Consider the following 13,788-nt stretch of genomic DNA (forward strand, 5'->3'; position numbering starts at 1 on the left):
GCGCGGGCAATCTTGCCCGCCTCCACGCATCGTCATGCTCCCGGCGCTCTTCATCCTCGCCCTGTTGGCGCTGAACGCCTGGATCAAGCCGCCGACCCGCTGGCAGTGGATGCTGCAGCTCGTCACGCTCGAATTCGGTCATTGGCTCGCGCTGGTGGCTCTCATGTTGCTGTTTCCCGCATCGAACATGCAGGGCACGTTTGGCCTCATCGCCATGAGCCTGTGCGTTCCGCTGGCGCTGGTATTGATGATTCCTGCTTTTCAGGCTTCACGCATCGCTCGTGACCAAAGTTTGCACTTCTCCTGGCTGCGTCTGTGGCAGCCGTTTCACTTTGGCAGGTTCAAAGTGCGCCAAGAACGCCGCACCTACTGGCAGGACGACGATACATCGCTCGACATGGTGATTCATCGACCTCTCGGAGCCGACAAACCGCTGCCTTGCCTGCTCATCGCCCATAGTGGCGGCTGGGACAGCGGCGATCCGGGTGAATTCGCCGGAGCGAATGCCGAAATCGCTTCACATGGCTACGTCGTGTGCAGTTTTGGCTACCGCCTCGCCCCGAAGCATCACTGGCCTGCACAGGCCGAGGACACACGCCGCGCTCTGGCCTGGATTCGCGATCACGTTGGCGAACTCGGTCTCGATCCCGAGCGAATCGTCCTCATGGGCCGTTCCGCAGGGGCGCAGATTGCCACCGCCTGCGCCTATAGCATGCCGGAACTCGCCGCCCGTGCCTGCATCGCCGTGTATGGCACACCGAACATGCACCTCGCGCATGAATGGTCCGTGCCGAACGATCTGCTCAAATCACTCACGCTTGTCCGCCAATACATGGGCGGTGATCCCGATGAAGTGCCCGAAGCCTACCGCACCGCCTCCGCCACCGAGTTCATCGATCATCACAGCCTGCCCACACTTCTCATCCACGGCACACGCGATTCTCTCGTCGGTATCGGCCACAGCCGTCGCTTCACTCAGTTGCGTGCAGATCGCGACGATCATCACTTCCTCGAACTCCCCTGGGGCACCCACGGCACCGATTACTTCCCCTCCACACCCGGCGGCCAGCTTTCCATCTCCGCCATCCTTCGCTTCATGGAACGATTCGTTCACGGGACTCCGTAATCGGAGGCCATGAATCGACTCCTCAGTCTCGTCTTCCTCGCTTTTACGGCTTCTGTCTCCGCAGGAGATCTCCAGCTCACCCTCCCGCCCGTCGTTTATGCCACGCCGGACGTGCCGATGAGCATCTACCACGACAACATCGTCCTCACCGAGACTCCCGAGTCCTATCGCTTCGAATTCACCTGCAAGCTCGGCACTAACGAACCCCGCCGCTGGACCATCACACCCACGGATCGCGATGTCGGCGATCACCCGCTCGCCATCACCGTCAAAGACGCCAGTGGAAAAATCTTGGAGCAGGGCAAGACCACGCTTCACATCTCGCCGCGCAAATCCGCCTCCACCAAACCGCTGCGCCTCCTCATCCTCGGCGACAGCCTCACCAACGCGACCGTTTACCCGAACGAGATCGCCCGCCTGCTTGCCACGCCCGGCAATCCAAAGTTCACCCTGCTCGGCACGCACAAACCCGCAGGCGCGCAGCCCGGCGTCGCGCATGAAGGCTATGGCGGCTGGGCCTGGACCACCTTCCTCACCAAATTCACTCCGGAAGCCCCCGGCGTCACCGCCGGGCCGCTCGCCCGCAAGGCCACCAGCCCCTTCATCTTCCCAGCCAAGGATGGCAAAACCGGTGTCTTCGATTTGAACCGCTACTTCAAAGAGCATTGCGACAACCAGCCGCCGGATGTTGTCACCTTCCTCCTCGGCATCAACGACTGCTTCGGTGCCGATCCCGCCAAGCCCGACGCCACCATCAACAGCGTCCTCGACAACGCCGACAAACTCCTAGCTGCGTTTCATAAAGCCGCGCCCAAAGCCATCCTCTCCGTCGGTTTGACCACGCCGCCGAATTCACGCCAGGAAGGCTTCACCGCCAACTACCAGGACAAATACCCGCGCTGGGGCTGGAAGCGCATCCAGCACCGCATCGTCCAGCTCATGCTCAAGCGCCTCTCCAACCGCGAACAAAACGGCATCCACCTCGTCCCCACCGAACTCAACCTCGACCCCGTCGATGGCTACCCCAACAACAACGGGGTCCACCCCAACCCCGTCGGCTACGCCCAGATCGGCGCGAGCTTTTACTCGTGGATGAAGTCGAAGCTGTGAACGGAGCGCGGGCCTCCGAGCCCGCAGCACTCCGAGATGTTCTGGACAAGAGAGCTTCCAAGCTGCAAAAGGATTTTTCGAAGGAACTATCTTCGTGGCTGTGAAAATCTATAGCATATCATCTGATTTGAATTGTTGGGCATTGCTTCCAACACAGCGTCAAATCTGGAAGAATCTAAAGCTCTTTCAGTTGGAAAACATGCGTCCAGATTGGGGTGACATATCCTTTTATGTTCGCGATCCCACATGTACACGAAAAGGCAATTTTCATTATCTGAGCTTGGGGTGTCTGGCCTATGACCGTCAAGTGGCGGAGAGCGATCTGGGGGAGATTATCGAGCTTTCAGGAGAGGTGCTTCCTGCCACGTTGGATGGCACTAATGAAAGGTTTTATGTGTTCAATCCCACCGCTTGCTACAACTGTTTTGACCGTCGCAATAGCATAGCAGAATGGACACCAGACGGCACTGTGGCTGTCCAAGTTCAGAAATTCGTCTTCCATGCGGATCGGATCGGCGATTGCAACCTGTTCAAGATCCCTGAGATGAAACGAGTGGGTCTGTTTGCACTCGTTGGCCGCGATGATCCCGAAAACGAGTTCTACGCGCAATACCACGCCTTGGGCTTTACCGGCCTCAAGTTTGAAGAAGTCTGGAGTGATGAAGTGAGCTGAGTGATTAGTGACCTTCTCCGGCGAGACGAAGCACCTCGTCTCGAACAGCGCCTGAGAGATAAAAGCCTGCCAGAGACTCGAGGGCATCGATCAACGGTTTCACGCTTGGCAGCAGACCTTGCTCTTTGGCGAGGAGCAGCACGCCCATGAGGCCAATGACCGGCGTACCTTCTTGCTTGGCGAGACGGCGTCCATCCGAGTCATCAATCAGCAACCAGTCAGGATGAACTTCGAGTGCCAGGGCGATGGCTTCGGCTTCTCCTGCGTGAACAAGACGCTGATAGTCGCGTACGCGTTGCCCTTGCGAAACGGTCACTACTTCCAACCAGTCAGGCACCTCAGGATGAAAAGCCAGAAGTTCCGTCCATACTGCCGGTGGGATGATCACGCGCTCAAACAATGTGATCAGCAAATCTGTCCGCCCAATCGTGAGCAGGTTCGAGATCGCCGTGGTGTCCGAAACGACGATCATGCCGCCTTTGCGTGGATTGCAGCCACATCTTCCGCCAGATCATCAAGCGAGTAGTCCATCGCCAGACGTCTTCCCGCCATCGCCTGCTGAAACTGCAGGCGTGAAAGTCCGGCAACCTCGGAAGCTCGGCCAAATCCGAGTTTCCCGCTGACGTACAGACCAAGCGCGAGACCAAGCCTGACGTCTTCGGCAGTCAGGGCAGCTTCGATAGGAGTTGGCAGGGTGACTTGCATGGGGAAAGCCTATCACTCGACATTCGATGCGCAAGCTCCCAGCGGAGCGCGGGTCTCCGAGCCCGCAGCACCCCGCTATTTCACCACACTCCGTCTCCACCCATTCACCCCTTCGCGGAACAACTCATCCTTCAACTTCGTTCCCAAGCCTGTTCCCGTCGGCAACTGCGCCTTGCCATTCGCGATCACCGGCAGCGTATCGACCAGCTTGTCATAGAACGAGCGAATGTGCGCCCGCACCGTCTCCTGGAAGACGACATTGGCCGATGAAGCGGCGAGATGCAGGCCACTGAACAGCGTGAGCGGACCGGTGCAGTCGTGAATCGTGGCGGGGACGTTGAAAGTCTGCGCCATGTCGATCACGCGCCGTGTTTCGCTGATGCCGCCGTTCCAGGTGGGATCGACCATGCAGTAATCACATGCCTGTGCTTGCAGCACGGCGAGGTACTCCTTCCGGCCAAGCAGCATCTCGCTCGCGGCGATGGGCAGCCCGCTTCTCCGGCGGAAATCGGCCAGCGTGGCGGCGTTATCGACACGCAGCACGTCTTCGAGCCACAGCGGCTTGATCTCACGCAGTGCCTCCGCGATCCGCTCCGCCGCTGGAAGCTGGAAAAAGGCGTGGCCTTCGATAGCGATGTCCATTTTCATGCCCACACGCTCGCGAATCTCGCGCAGCGGCTTCATCGCCTCCTCGACATCGGTCCACGAAATGTGCAGGCCGCCATTACGATGCGCCGCACGATCAAACGGCCAGAGCTTCATCGCCGTGATGCCTTCGGCGAGCAGTTCCTCCGCCAGATCACCGGCGGCGAAATGAGATGCCCAGTTGTCCTGTAGCGGGCCTTTGCTGCCGATGTCGCCATAACCCGGCCAGCCCGGATGACGTGGCACATCGCTCGTCCCCGCCAGCGCACCGTAGCTCGGTCCGCCGCTCGTGTTATAGACCGGAATCGCATCACGCACCGGCCCGCCGAGCAGTCGATACACTGGCTGATTGCAGGCTTGGCCGAGAATATCCCAAAGCGCGAGATCAATGGCCGACAACGCCCGCATCTCCGCGCCTGGATGCCCAAACGGCGTGCAGCGCTCATAAATAAAGCGCCAGTGCGCTTCGATGGCGAGCGCATCCGCGCCGAGCAGGCGTTCTGCCATCCAGTCATGAATCAACGCCGCGATGGCATGAGGCGTGTAATACGTCTCACCACAGCCGACAAAACCATCCTCGGTGTGAATGCGGACGAGCAGCAGGTTCGGCATGATGCCGGACGGAATGGCGGTTTCGATGGTGGTGATGCGTGACATGGCGTGGATCAATGGGAGAAAATCTGGTGGAACATGGCGAACGAAATTGCTCCGTAAAACAAGGCGGTCAAAACGAGCGCAATCTTGCGCCACAGCGGCGGACGAAGCTCACGCGGCAGCAGCGTGGTGTTCAGCCGCAGGATTTGCAGCGCGGAGAAGGCCGTGATCGGCGCGGCGGTGGCGCCGAGAATCATGAGCAGCAGTTTCGCATCGCCCAGGAACGCGCCGAAGCAGGCGATGACGGTGAATCCGAGCAGCAGCAGGCCGTAGAGCCGGCCCACGGGCATTTTCTTCGGCACCGCACCACCCGCCCAGGCCATGTCGGCCACCACACGGGCGAGCACATCCACATTCGTCAGCGTTGTCGAAAACAAAATCCAGAAGCCGTTCATCAGCGCGAGAAACCAAAAGCCATCCCATAGCTTGCGCATCTCCGCCGCTTGGAAAACGCCTGCGGCGACACCGGAGACCTGCATGCCCGCCTGAAACAGCGACGAGGCCAGATTCACCATCAAAAACATGCCCACGATGCAGCCAAGCATCCACAAGCCGGATTGATCAATGATCGCGTAACGCCACCAGTCGCGCCAGCGCTTCAAGTTTTCCGCATTGATCGGAAACACGCTGCCCACGGGAGCCAGCGTCTGCTCCGTGCTCCACACGCCGCCCATGTTGCCGGTTTTTGAACCCATTCCGAAACCCTTGTCGCGAAACCAGTTCGCGATGGCGAGATTGCCGATGCCGCCGCTGCCTGCGAGGGCCGCAAACACCGCCAGCATCACAAAATCGACGTTCTCAGGAATCGAGCCGAAGGACAAAAAGCCCGCTGACGTGCTGATCCAGTCCTTCAGCGGCACAAAGGTGAAATTCACCCACAGCAGAAAGCTGAAGATGAAAAGGATCATCATCCACGACAGCCGTTCCAGCAGCCGCTCGACTTTTTTTCCTGACGCCAGCACCACCGCCGAGATCAACACGATTGCCACCGTGATCCATGTCACCATCGACGCATCACCATCCGTCGGCGCACGGCCTTGCAGCATCGCAAACGCCACACCCGCGCATCCCGCTGCCGCCGCAGGCATGCCGAGCTGTGCAAAACCTGCCAGCGCATAAAACACGCCCCACACCCGCGATCCCGGCCTCATCCGCATGAAACCCGTGAGCACCGGTTCGCCCGTGTAGAGTGTGTAGCGCACCGCTTCGAGGTTTAAGAGCGATTGCAGCACAAACGCCAGCGTCGCGATCCACAGCACACTGCGCCCATGCTGCACCACAAACAACGGCCCCGCGATCCACTCCCCCATCCCAATCGCCCCCACGAGCAAAATTGCCCCCGGCCCGATGGTGCGCAGTGCATTGCGTAAGCTGAACGGCAGCGGCGCTGGCAGTTCCTCCACCTTCCAGGGCGGGAGGCAGCCGTGGGGAGGGTTGGGAGGAGTTTCAGGTTTCATGGTGTGGAGGAATGACGAACGGTTCGACAGTTGTGGCTTGGGCATTCATTCGTCATTCCGCATTCTGGTTTCGTCATTGTTGTGCCGCCTGCATCAGCCCGCGCATATAGCCATACGCAAACAACCGTCCCATCATGGTGTAGCCGGGCTCACCGTCTTCCTCGCCATCGAGCTGCGGCACATGATCGGGCCGCATGGGACCGGTGAAGCCGATGTCACGATACGCACGCATGGCAGCCACCATGTCGGTGGGACCATTGTCATGAAACGTCTCCGCAAAGATCTCGGCGCTGCCGCGCACGTCGCGAAAGTGAACGTAGCGGATGTAAGGCCCAAGTCGGCGGATGGTGGCTGGAATATCGACACCCATTGCCGCAAAAGTGCCCTGGCAGAAGCAGATCGCGTTGTGCCTGCTCGCTGAGATGCGCATGAGCCGCTCGAAGTTCTCCACGCTGTTCATGATGCGTGCCTTGCCTGCAAACTCAGCCAGTGGCGGGTCATCGGGATGCATGACGAGAGTGACACCGCATTTCTCGGCCACGGGCAGCAACTCGGTCAGCATGCGCTCCAGGTTCGTCCACAAGGCTTCGGCGGTGATCGTTTCGCTGCCGATCTGATTCGCCGTCGCGCTCAAAGACATCGCCTTTTCCGCTTCTTTGAGGTCAAAAGCTGTCACCAAGGCTCCGCCGCGTTCTTTTGCATCGACCTTGGTGCGCACCCAGTCAGTGCCGGCCATGAAGTTGTAGCAGAGCAGCGGGATTTCAGCCTCGTTCATGTGCTGAAGCAGCAACTTCATCGACGCCATGTCGCTGCCATCGTCTTTCCCGAGCTTGAGTTTCTCGATGGGCAGATAGCCTTCGATGATGCCGAGTTTCAGGCCGTGGCGCTCGATTTGAGCCTTTGTGTGCAGCAAATCCGCCAGCTTCGTCCCAGGATATCTCACGGTGATTTCCTCCACTCCACACTGTGCCGCGAGTTTCAGATGATGGTCATCGAGCGGCGTGAGAACAGAGGCGAGGCGCATGCGGTGATGGGTGAGAGTGAACAAACAACGCGGATGGCAGCGTAGTTTGCGCATGTCACTCCGAGGAATTCTCACCGCCGTTCTGTTCACCACCAGCGTCATCGCCGCACCACCAGGAGCCACGCCGCTGTCGCCGCCAACACCGCCGAAGTCCGTCGCGCCGCAGGTTCCGGCGAACTGGAAGGTTGGCGTGGCCGTCGCCAAAGTGACGCCACAGAAGATGCTCTTCATGGCGGGCTACGCCTCGCGTAACAAGCCTGCGGAGGGTAAGGTGCAGGATCTTTTCGCCAAGGCGCTCGCTTTGCAGGATGAGCAGGGGAACAAGCTCGTGTTTGTAACGCTCGATCTCATCGGTGTGCCGCAACTGCTGCGTCACGCCGTGGCGGAGCGTGCAGAGAAAGAGTTCAAGCTGCCGCAGGCGAATCTGGTCATGAACGCCTCGCACACACATAGCGGACCGTCGTTGAGGACGACGCCGCTGACCGAGAAGGACAAGGACAACCCGAAGGCCAAAGACGCCTGGGACTACACGCAGAAGCTGCAAGACGACATCGTCGGCATCATCGGCAAAGCGCTCGCCGATGTGCAGCCCGCGCGGCTTACCTGGAACAAGGCACGCTGCGGCTTCGCCATGAACCGCCGGCGCGATTACACACTGCCGCCCGATCATCCCAACGCTAACAAAGCGCCAAATCCGAACGGTCCCGTGGATCACGAGGTTCCCGCGCTGCGTGTCGAAGCACCTGATGGCATGCTGCGGGCCACGTTGTTCGGCTACGCCTGCCACAACACCAGCCTCGGCTTCTACAACTGGTGTGGCGACTACGCCGGCTTCGCGCAGGAGTATCTTCAAGAGCATCGACCAGGCTTCACCGCGCTGTTCTTGATGGGTTGTGGTGCCGATCAGAATCCGTATCCGCGCCGCAGCGATGTTGTTCCCGGTGTCACCGACCTCGAATTGTCGATGCAGCATGGCCGCTCGCTCTCCAATGCCGTCGAAATGGCCCTCACGGTGAATCCACGGTCCGTCGCAGGCCCAATCCGTGCCGCATATGAGGAGATCGTCCTCGATTACGCCAAACCGGGCCGCGAATCGCATCCGTATCCCGTGCAAGTCATCAAGATCGGCAACGACCTCACCTTCATCACGCTCGGCAGTGAGGTGGTGGTCGATTACTCGCTGCGCTTCAAGCGCGAGTTCGCTGGCGAGGCCGGCGTGTGGGTCGCCGGATACTCGAACGACTACACCGGCTACGTCCCCAGTCTCCGCGTCCTCAAGGAAGGCGGCTACGAAGCTGCAGCGGGCTGGGCGGAAGATGTGGAAGACCGCATCGCCACCAAAGTTCACGAACTGCACAAGAAGCTCTCGAAATAGTTATGAAGACACTCGCACTCCTCCTCGCCCTCACGCTGTCTGCTTTCTCAGCAGACCTCACCCTCACGCTGCAATCCCGCTCGCCAGCGGGTAAAGCGACGCTCGTCAAAGAATCGTGGCTCCCGTCACGCACGGCCATCATCGTGTGTGACATGTGGGACCTGCATCACTGCAAGAATGCCGTGATACGCGAGGGCGAGATGGCGCCGCGTTTCAATGAAGTGCTCGAAAAGGCCCGCAAGGACGGCGTGCTCATCATCCACGCGCCGAGTTCCTGCATGAAGCCCTACGAAGGCACTCCCGCACGCGAGCGCACGAAGTCCGCACCTGCCGCCGCTCGCCTGCCCGACAAGATCGCCGAGTGGTGCAAACAAATCCCCGCCGAGGAAATGGCCGTGTATCCGCTCGATCAAACCGACGGCGGTGAAGACGACGATCCCGCCGAGCATGCTGCCTGGGCCAAGGAACTTGAAGCCAAGGGCCTCAATCCGAAAGCACCGTGGACGAAGCAGATCGACACGCTGCGCATCGATCAAGACAAGGACGCCATCAGCGACAGCGGCGTGGAGATTTGGAACCTGCTTGAGGCACGCAACATCGACAACGTCATCCTCATGGGCGTCCACACCAACATGTGCGTCGCCGGCCGACCGTTTGGGCTGCGGCAGATGGCGAAGAACGGCAAGCACGTTGTCCTCATGCGCGACATGACCGACACGATGTACAATCCCGCGCGCTGGCCCTTCGTCAGTCATGTGCGCGGCACGGAGCTGTTCATCCAGCATGTCGAGAAGCGCATCTGCCCCACCATCACCTCAGACCAGCTCATCGGCGGCCAGTCTTTTGCTTTCAGCGCGGCCACCGCAGGAAAAAAGCGCCTGCAAATCATCCTGCTCGGCGACAGCACCACGGAGGCCAGCATTCCAAAGAAACTCGCGCCGGATGAACCTCAGATCGAGGACACGCTCCGCATTCTGCTCGCCGCCAATCCCGATCTGCCGCCCTGCGATGTGTACAACGAAGGTGTCAGCGGCGAATACATCCGCCGTCTGCTCGACACACGCTATGACAAAGCCGTGAAGACCAAGCCGCAGGCCGATTACATCTTCATCCGCTACGGCCTGAACGATCAGGCGCGTGTCAAAGACTTCAAAACCGTCTTCCCCAAAGATTTCAAAGAACTGCTTTCCCGCCTGCGCAAAGACCACCCGAACGCGATGCTCATCCCGATGACTGCCATCCCTTATGCGCTCAACAACCTGCATGAGGACATCAACGCGCTCATCAAACAGGTTGCCGCTGAGGAAAAACTCACGCTCTTCGACATCGCTCCACGCTACACGGCCGAACTGAAGAAAGGCCCCGACATGCTCAACTATCGCCGCTACTCTCTCTCCAAGATTCCCGAGAACCTCCGCGCCTTCGCCACGCCTTACATTCAGCCTGGCACCGACCCAACGGTCGTCGTCCTCGACAACCGCCTCGACGGCATTTTAGGTCACCTTCCCGGTTGGGCCGGTGACCGCCACCCGAACCTCGCTGGATACAACGTCATCGCCGATGAGACCGCGAAGTGGCTCGCGCCGGTCATCCGCTCTGCGAAGAAATGAAACGCGTCTCTTCTCGTGGCGGGCCTTCAATGTCTTGTCATCGGAGTTATTTCATCTCAAACTCCCCTCCATGAATTCATCATCCTCGCGTCGCTCGTTCTTGAAGTCCGGCATGGCTGGTATTGTGGCTGCCGGGATCGCTCCACAATTCGTTTCGTCCCGTCTGCTCGCGGCGGATGCTCCATCGAAAAAGATCACCCTCGGCTGCATCGGTGTCGGCAAGCATGGCTTGGGAGTGAATCTCAACTCATTCCTTCAGGAGGATGACTGCCGGATCATCGCTGTCTGCGATGTGTTCAAGAGCCGGCGCGCACATGCGCGTGAGGTGGTGAACAAAAAGTATGGCAACGAGGACTGCGCCGAGTTCGCCGACTTCCGTGCGCTCCTCGCACGACCCGACATCGACGCGGTGGTCATCTCCACGCCGGATCACTGGCATGTGACGATGGCGTTGATGGCACTGGCCGCCGGGAAGCAGGTGTTTTGCGAGAAACCCACGCTCACCATCGCCGAGGGCCGCACACTTGCCGACACCGTCGCCAAACAAAAGGCTGTGTTCGCCACGGGCCTCGAAGATCGTGCGGTGATCCACTATCACAAGCTCGCGGAAGTCGTGCGCAATGGCGGAATCGGCAAACTCGAACGCATCAAGGTCGGCCTGCCGGCCAAGCCCATTTTCCCCAAGGAAGATCCGGTGCCTGTGCCGGATGATCTGAACTACGAACTGTGGCTCGGTCCGGCACCGCACCGGCCTTACACGCCGAGCCTCACCAACGACCAGGTGTGGCGGCAGATTCGCGATTTTTCAGGCGGCTCGCTCACCGACTGGGGTGCGCATCTCATCGACACCGCGCAGGTCGGCAACTTTGCGGAAAATTCCGCGCCGGTGGCGGTCAGCGGCAAAGGCGTCATTCCGCCGAACTCGATCAACACCGTGCCGCGTGATTACGAACTCAAGTACACCTACGCGAACGGCGTGACGATGGAGGTGCAGGCGAGCGCCGCCTCCATTCGCTTTGAAGGCAGTGATGGCTGGGTCGCCATCAACGGCTGGACCGGACCGCTTGAGGCCAGCGACATGGACCTCTTCCGCAAGACCTACGATCCTGTCACCAACAAGATCTGGCCGCGTCCGCCGCGCGAGCATCGCAACTTCCTCGATTCGATCAGGAATGGCACGCCGCCGACCTACACCGCCGAGGGGCTGCATCGTCTCAGCACCGTCATGCACATCGGCGCGATTGCGATGGAACTCGACAAGCCGCTGCGCTGGGATCCGAAGACCGAGGCCTTCGATGATGCCAAGGCCAATGATCTGCGTCAGCGCACGAGCCGGGAAGATTGGAAGCGTGCGGGTTGAGGCAATGAAGAACTGGTTTCGCGGCGTATAGCTGCCATGCGCCTCATTCCAAGTCTTGTCCTGATTGTCCTCCTGAGTCCTGCTCTCGCCGAAGAACCGCCACCGCCGCAGATTGAAGACATCTACAAGACCGATGCCGCGACGGATGTGATCACGCTCAGCGATGGCAAAACCGCACTCTATGTCCGGCAGCGCGTCGATCAGGCCTCACGCACGTTGAAGCAGTCACTCTGGCAGGTGGATGACACAGGCAAAGCTGCCGCTGTCGAAGAGGGCGAACCGGATGCTTCCAGTCCCATGCTGTCGCCAGATGGCAAGTGGATCGTGTTTCTTTCCACGCGTGCGTTTGCCGATGGCACGCCCGCTTTCCAACCTGTGCCGCCGTATTCCGATCCCGCCGCCGACATCTGGCTGATGTCCGTTGCCGGTGGCAAGGCAATCCCGCTCGGCGGCAAAGCGAAGCCGTATGGCCGCGTGATCACCGACAAGTTCTATGGCCGCGTCGCATTCTCGCCGGATGGCAAGAAACTGCTGTTCGTCGCCGATGAAGGTCGCGATCTGCGCACCGAAGCCGAAAAAAGGAACAACGTCCTCATCGTGCGAGATGATCAGGGCGAGGGCTACGAAGGCTATGGTCCCACGCAGGTGTGGGTGGCCGATTTGAAGGAGGCGCCCGATGATGCTGCCGCCGCAAAGATCACGAAACTCACACCCGGCGACTTCTGGTATGGCGACCCGCAGTGGTCACCCGATGGCTCGTTCATCGTCTGCCATGCCAACCGCAACGCCGAGCAGGAGTCCGCGCGCTACAGCATCAATCACAACTACGACCTGTGGAAGATCACGCTTGCCGACCAGAGCATCGAGCAGCTCACGACAGGACCAGGCCCTGAGTTTTCACCGCGCATCGCGCCGGATGGCAAGCGGCTCGTGTGCCTGAGTTCGCCACGGTTCAAAGGTCCGCACATCGATGTCTTCAATCTGCTGGTCGTGGATCTTGATTCGCAGGCCGCATCATCGCATGTTGTTTTTGATCATCACGGTAAAGGCATGGACAAGCCGCCGTATCTCGCCCCAACGACTCCACTGCCCGACAACTGCTGGCGTGACAACCAGCGCGTGTGGTTCAATGCCATCAGCGGCGTGAAAAGCCGGACACAGGCAGTAAACCTAGACGCCGGCCCACAGGCCATCGAAGACACGCCGCCGCCACCACCGCCCGCACGCAGTCCGTTGATCCCGCGCAGCAGTCCAGAGATCGGCAAGCGCCTGCGCGCCGAGGATGAAATCATCCACTGGAAGAGCTTCGATGGCCTGGAGATCGAGGGCGTGCTCACCAAACCGCCTGCTTCCATCGCCAAGCCGCCGTTCAAGCTCCTCGTCATGCCGCATGGCGGCCCGCATCACCGCGCTACAAGCGGTGCCGGATTCGACACGCAGTTCTTCGCCACGCGCGGCTACGCCGTGTTCCAGCCGAACTTCCGCGGCTCCACCGGCTATGGTTTGAAGTTCCTTGATGCCGATCACAACGACTTCGGCGGCGGTGACATGAAGGACATCCTTACCGGCATCGATTTCCTCGTGAAGGAGGGCATCGCAGATCGCGACCGGCAGTTCGTCTATGGCGTGAGCTATGGCGGCTACATGACCTCCTGGCTTGTCGGTCAGACGACCCAGTTCCGCGCCGCCGTGGCCCAGAACGCCGTCACCGATCTCAACGTCATGTGGCACCTCAGCGATCTGCAAAGCTGGACCGAGCACGACATGAGCGGCATGCCGTGGGACGTTGCCGAACGCATGCGTCAGCACAGTCCGCTCACCTACGCCAACAAAGTTCGCACGCCCACGCTCATCCTTCACGCCACCAATGACCGCCGTTGCCCTGTGGCGATGGGGAAGATGTTCCATCGTGCCCTCAAAGAGAACGGCGTCGAAACCCAGATGGTCCTCTATCCCGACGAGGGCCACCCGATCAAACAACTGCCGCATCGTGAAGATGTGCTCACCCGTGTGCTCGACTGGTTTGAGCAACACGACAAGCCGAAGTGA

12 protein-coding genes are annotated in these 13,788 nt (G+C 60.0%); 7 read left to right on the forward strand and 5 right to left on the reverse strand.

Features of this window, described 5'->3' with window-relative positions; genetic code table 11:
• Positions 1-34 precede the first annotated feature (34 nt).
• The 3 genes from U1A53_RS10555 to U1A53_RS10565 all read left to right on the forward strand — a co-directional run bounded on the left by U1A53_RS10555 (position 35) and on the right by U1A53_RS10565 (position 2,909).
• Positions 35-1,126, forward strand: a complete 1,092-nt coding sequence (locus U1A53_RS10555; protein ID WP_322280707.1) for an alpha/beta hydrolase — start codon at positions 35-37, stop codon at positions 1,124-1,126.
• 9 nt (positions 1,127-1,135) lie between these two features.
• Complete coding sequence (locus tag U1A53_RS10560) at positions 1,136-2,236, forward strand: SGNH/GDSL hydrolase family protein (RefSeq protein WP_322280709.1); 1,101 nt, start codon at positions 1,136-1,138, stop codon at positions 2,234-2,236.
• A 94-nt stretch (positions 2,237-2,330) separates the two neighbouring features.
• Positions 2,331-2,909, forward strand: a complete 579-nt coding sequence (locus U1A53_RS10565; RefSeq protein WP_322280710.1) for a hypothetical protein — start codon at positions 2,331-2,333, stop codon at positions 2,907-2,909.
• A gap of 4 nt (positions 2,910-2,913) precedes the next feature.
• On the opposite strand, the gene U1A53_RS10570 is transcribed toward U1A53_RS10565, so the two are convergent.
• The 5 genes from U1A53_RS10570 to U1A53_RS10590 all read right to left on the reverse strand — a co-directional run bounded on the left by U1A53_RS10570 (position 2,914) and on the right by U1A53_RS10590 (position 7,394).
• The gene (locus U1A53_RS10570; RefSeq protein ID WP_322280711.1) at positions 2,914-3,381 is read right to left on the reverse strand and encodes a DUF3368 domain-containing protein; all 468 of its coding nucleotides are present in this window, start codon (positions 3,379-3,381) and stop codon (positions 2,914-2,916) included.
• Positions 3,378-3,614: a UPF0175 family protein gene (locus U1A53_RS10575; protein ID WP_322280713.1), complete on the reverse strand. Its 237-nt coding sequence runs from the start codon at positions 3,612-3,614 to the stop codon at positions 3,378-3,380. The genes U1A53_RS10570 and U1A53_RS10575 overlap by 4 nt, the downstream gene beginning before the upstream one ends.
• 75 nt (positions 3,615-3,689) lie before the next feature.
• Positions 3,690-4,916 carry a mandelate racemase/muconate lactonizing enzyme family protein gene (locus U1A53_RS10580; RefSeq protein WP_322280714.1) on the reverse strand — a complete coding sequence of 409 codons (1,227 nt, stop codon included), beginning with the start codon at positions 4,914-4,916 and terminating at the stop codon, positions 3,690-3,692.
• An 8-nt stretch (positions 4,917-4,924) separates the two neighbouring features.
• Positions 4,925-6,370 carry an Nramp family divalent metal transporter gene (locus U1A53_RS10585; RefSeq protein WP_322280716.1) on the reverse strand — a complete coding sequence of 482 codons (1,446 nt, stop codon included), beginning with the start codon at positions 6,368-6,370 and terminating at the stop codon, positions 4,925-4,927.
• Between the two features lie 73 nt (positions 6,371-6,443).
• The gene (locus tag U1A53_RS10590; RefSeq protein ID WP_322280717.1) at positions 6,444-7,394 is read right to left on the reverse strand and encodes a mannonate dehydratase; all 951 of its coding nucleotides are present in this window, start codon (positions 7,392-7,394) and stop codon (positions 6,444-6,446) included.
• 52 nt (positions 7,395-7,446) lie between these two features.
• Here U1A53_RS10590 and U1A53_RS10595 point away from each other — a divergent pair, with 52 nt between their 5' ends.
• The 4 genes from U1A53_RS10595 to U1A53_RS10610 all read left to right on the forward strand — a co-directional run bounded on the left by U1A53_RS10595 (position 7,447) and on the right by U1A53_RS10610 (position 13,788).
• Positions 7,447-8,769 carry a neutral/alkaline non-lysosomal ceramidase N-terminal domain-containing protein gene (locus tag U1A53_RS10595; RefSeq protein WP_322280718.1) on the forward strand — a complete coding sequence of 441 codons (1,323 nt, stop codon included), beginning with the start codon at positions 7,447-7,449 and terminating at the stop codon, positions 8,767-8,769.
• Between the two features lie 2 nt (positions 8,770-8,771).
• The gene (locus tag U1A53_RS10600) at positions 8,772-10,379 is read left to right on the forward strand and encodes a GDSL-type esterase/lipase family protein (RefSeq protein ID WP_322280719.1); all 1,608 of its coding nucleotides are present in this window, start codon (positions 8,772-8,774) and stop codon (positions 10,377-10,379) included.
• A gap of 70 nt (positions 10,380-10,449) precedes the next feature.
• Positions 10,450-11,739, forward strand: a complete 1,290-nt coding sequence (locus U1A53_RS10605; RefSeq protein ID WP_322280721.1) for a Gfo/Idh/MocA family oxidoreductase — start codon at positions 10,450-10,452, stop codon at positions 11,737-11,739.
• Between the two features lie 36 nt (positions 11,740-11,775).
• The gene (locus U1A53_RS10610) at positions 11,776-13,788 is read left to right on the forward strand and encodes a S9 family peptidase (RefSeq protein WP_322280722.1); all 2,013 of its coding nucleotides are present in this window, start codon (positions 11,776-11,778) and stop codon (positions 13,786-13,788) included.

The sequence above is a fragment of the Prosthecobacter sp. genome (assembly GCF_034366625.1).
GTDB lineage: Bacteria > Verrucomicrobiota > Verrucomicrobiia > Verrucomicrobiales > Verrucomicrobiaceae > Prosthecobacter.

Excerpts from the sequence above, each read along its gene's own strand:
- U1A53_RS10555 (WP_322280707.1), top strand. The coding sequence starts at position 35 with ATGCTCCCGGCGCTCTTCATCCTCGCCCTGTTGGCGCTGAACGCCTGG.
- U1A53_RS10560 (WP_322280709.1), top strand. The coding sequence starts at position 1,136 with ATGAATCGACTCCTCAGTCTCGTCTTCCTCGCTTTTACGGCTTCTGTC.
- U1A53_RS10570 (WP_322280711.1), bottom strand. The coding sequence starts at position 3,381 with ATGATCGTCGTTTCGGACACCACGGCGATCTCGAACCTGCTCACGATT.
- U1A53_RS10575 (WP_322280713.1), bottom strand. The coding sequence starts at position 3,614 with ATGCAAGTCACCCTGCCAACTCCTATCGAAGCTGCCCTGACTGCCGAA.
- U1A53_RS10580 (WP_322280714.1), bottom strand. The coding sequence starts at position 4,916 with ATGTCACGCATCACCACCATCGAAACCGCCATTCCGTCCGGCATCATG.
- U1A53_RS10585 (WP_322280716.1), bottom strand. The coding sequence starts at position 6,370 with ATGAAACCTGAAACTCCTCCCAACCCTCCCCACGGCTGCCTCCCGCCC.
- U1A53_RS10590 (WP_322280717.1), bottom strand. The coding sequence starts at position 7,394 with ATGCGCCTCGCCTCTGTTCTCACGCCGCTCGATGACCATCATCTGAAA.
- U1A53_RS10595 (WP_322280718.1), top strand. The coding sequence starts at position 7,447 with ATGTCACTCCGAGGAATTCTCACCGCCGTTCTGTTCACCACCAGCGTC.
- U1A53_RS10600 (WP_322280719.1), top strand. The coding sequence starts at position 8,772 with ATGAAGACACTCGCACTCCTCCTCGCCCTCACGCTGTCTGCTTTCTCA.
- U1A53_RS10605 (WP_322280721.1), top strand. The coding sequence starts at position 10,450 with ATGAATTCATCATCCTCGCGTCGCTCGTTCTTGAAGTCCGGCATGGCT.
- U1A53_RS10610 (WP_322280722.1), top strand. The coding sequence starts at position 11,776 with ATGCGCCTCATTCCAAGTCTTGTCCTGATTGTCCTCCTGAGTCCTGCT.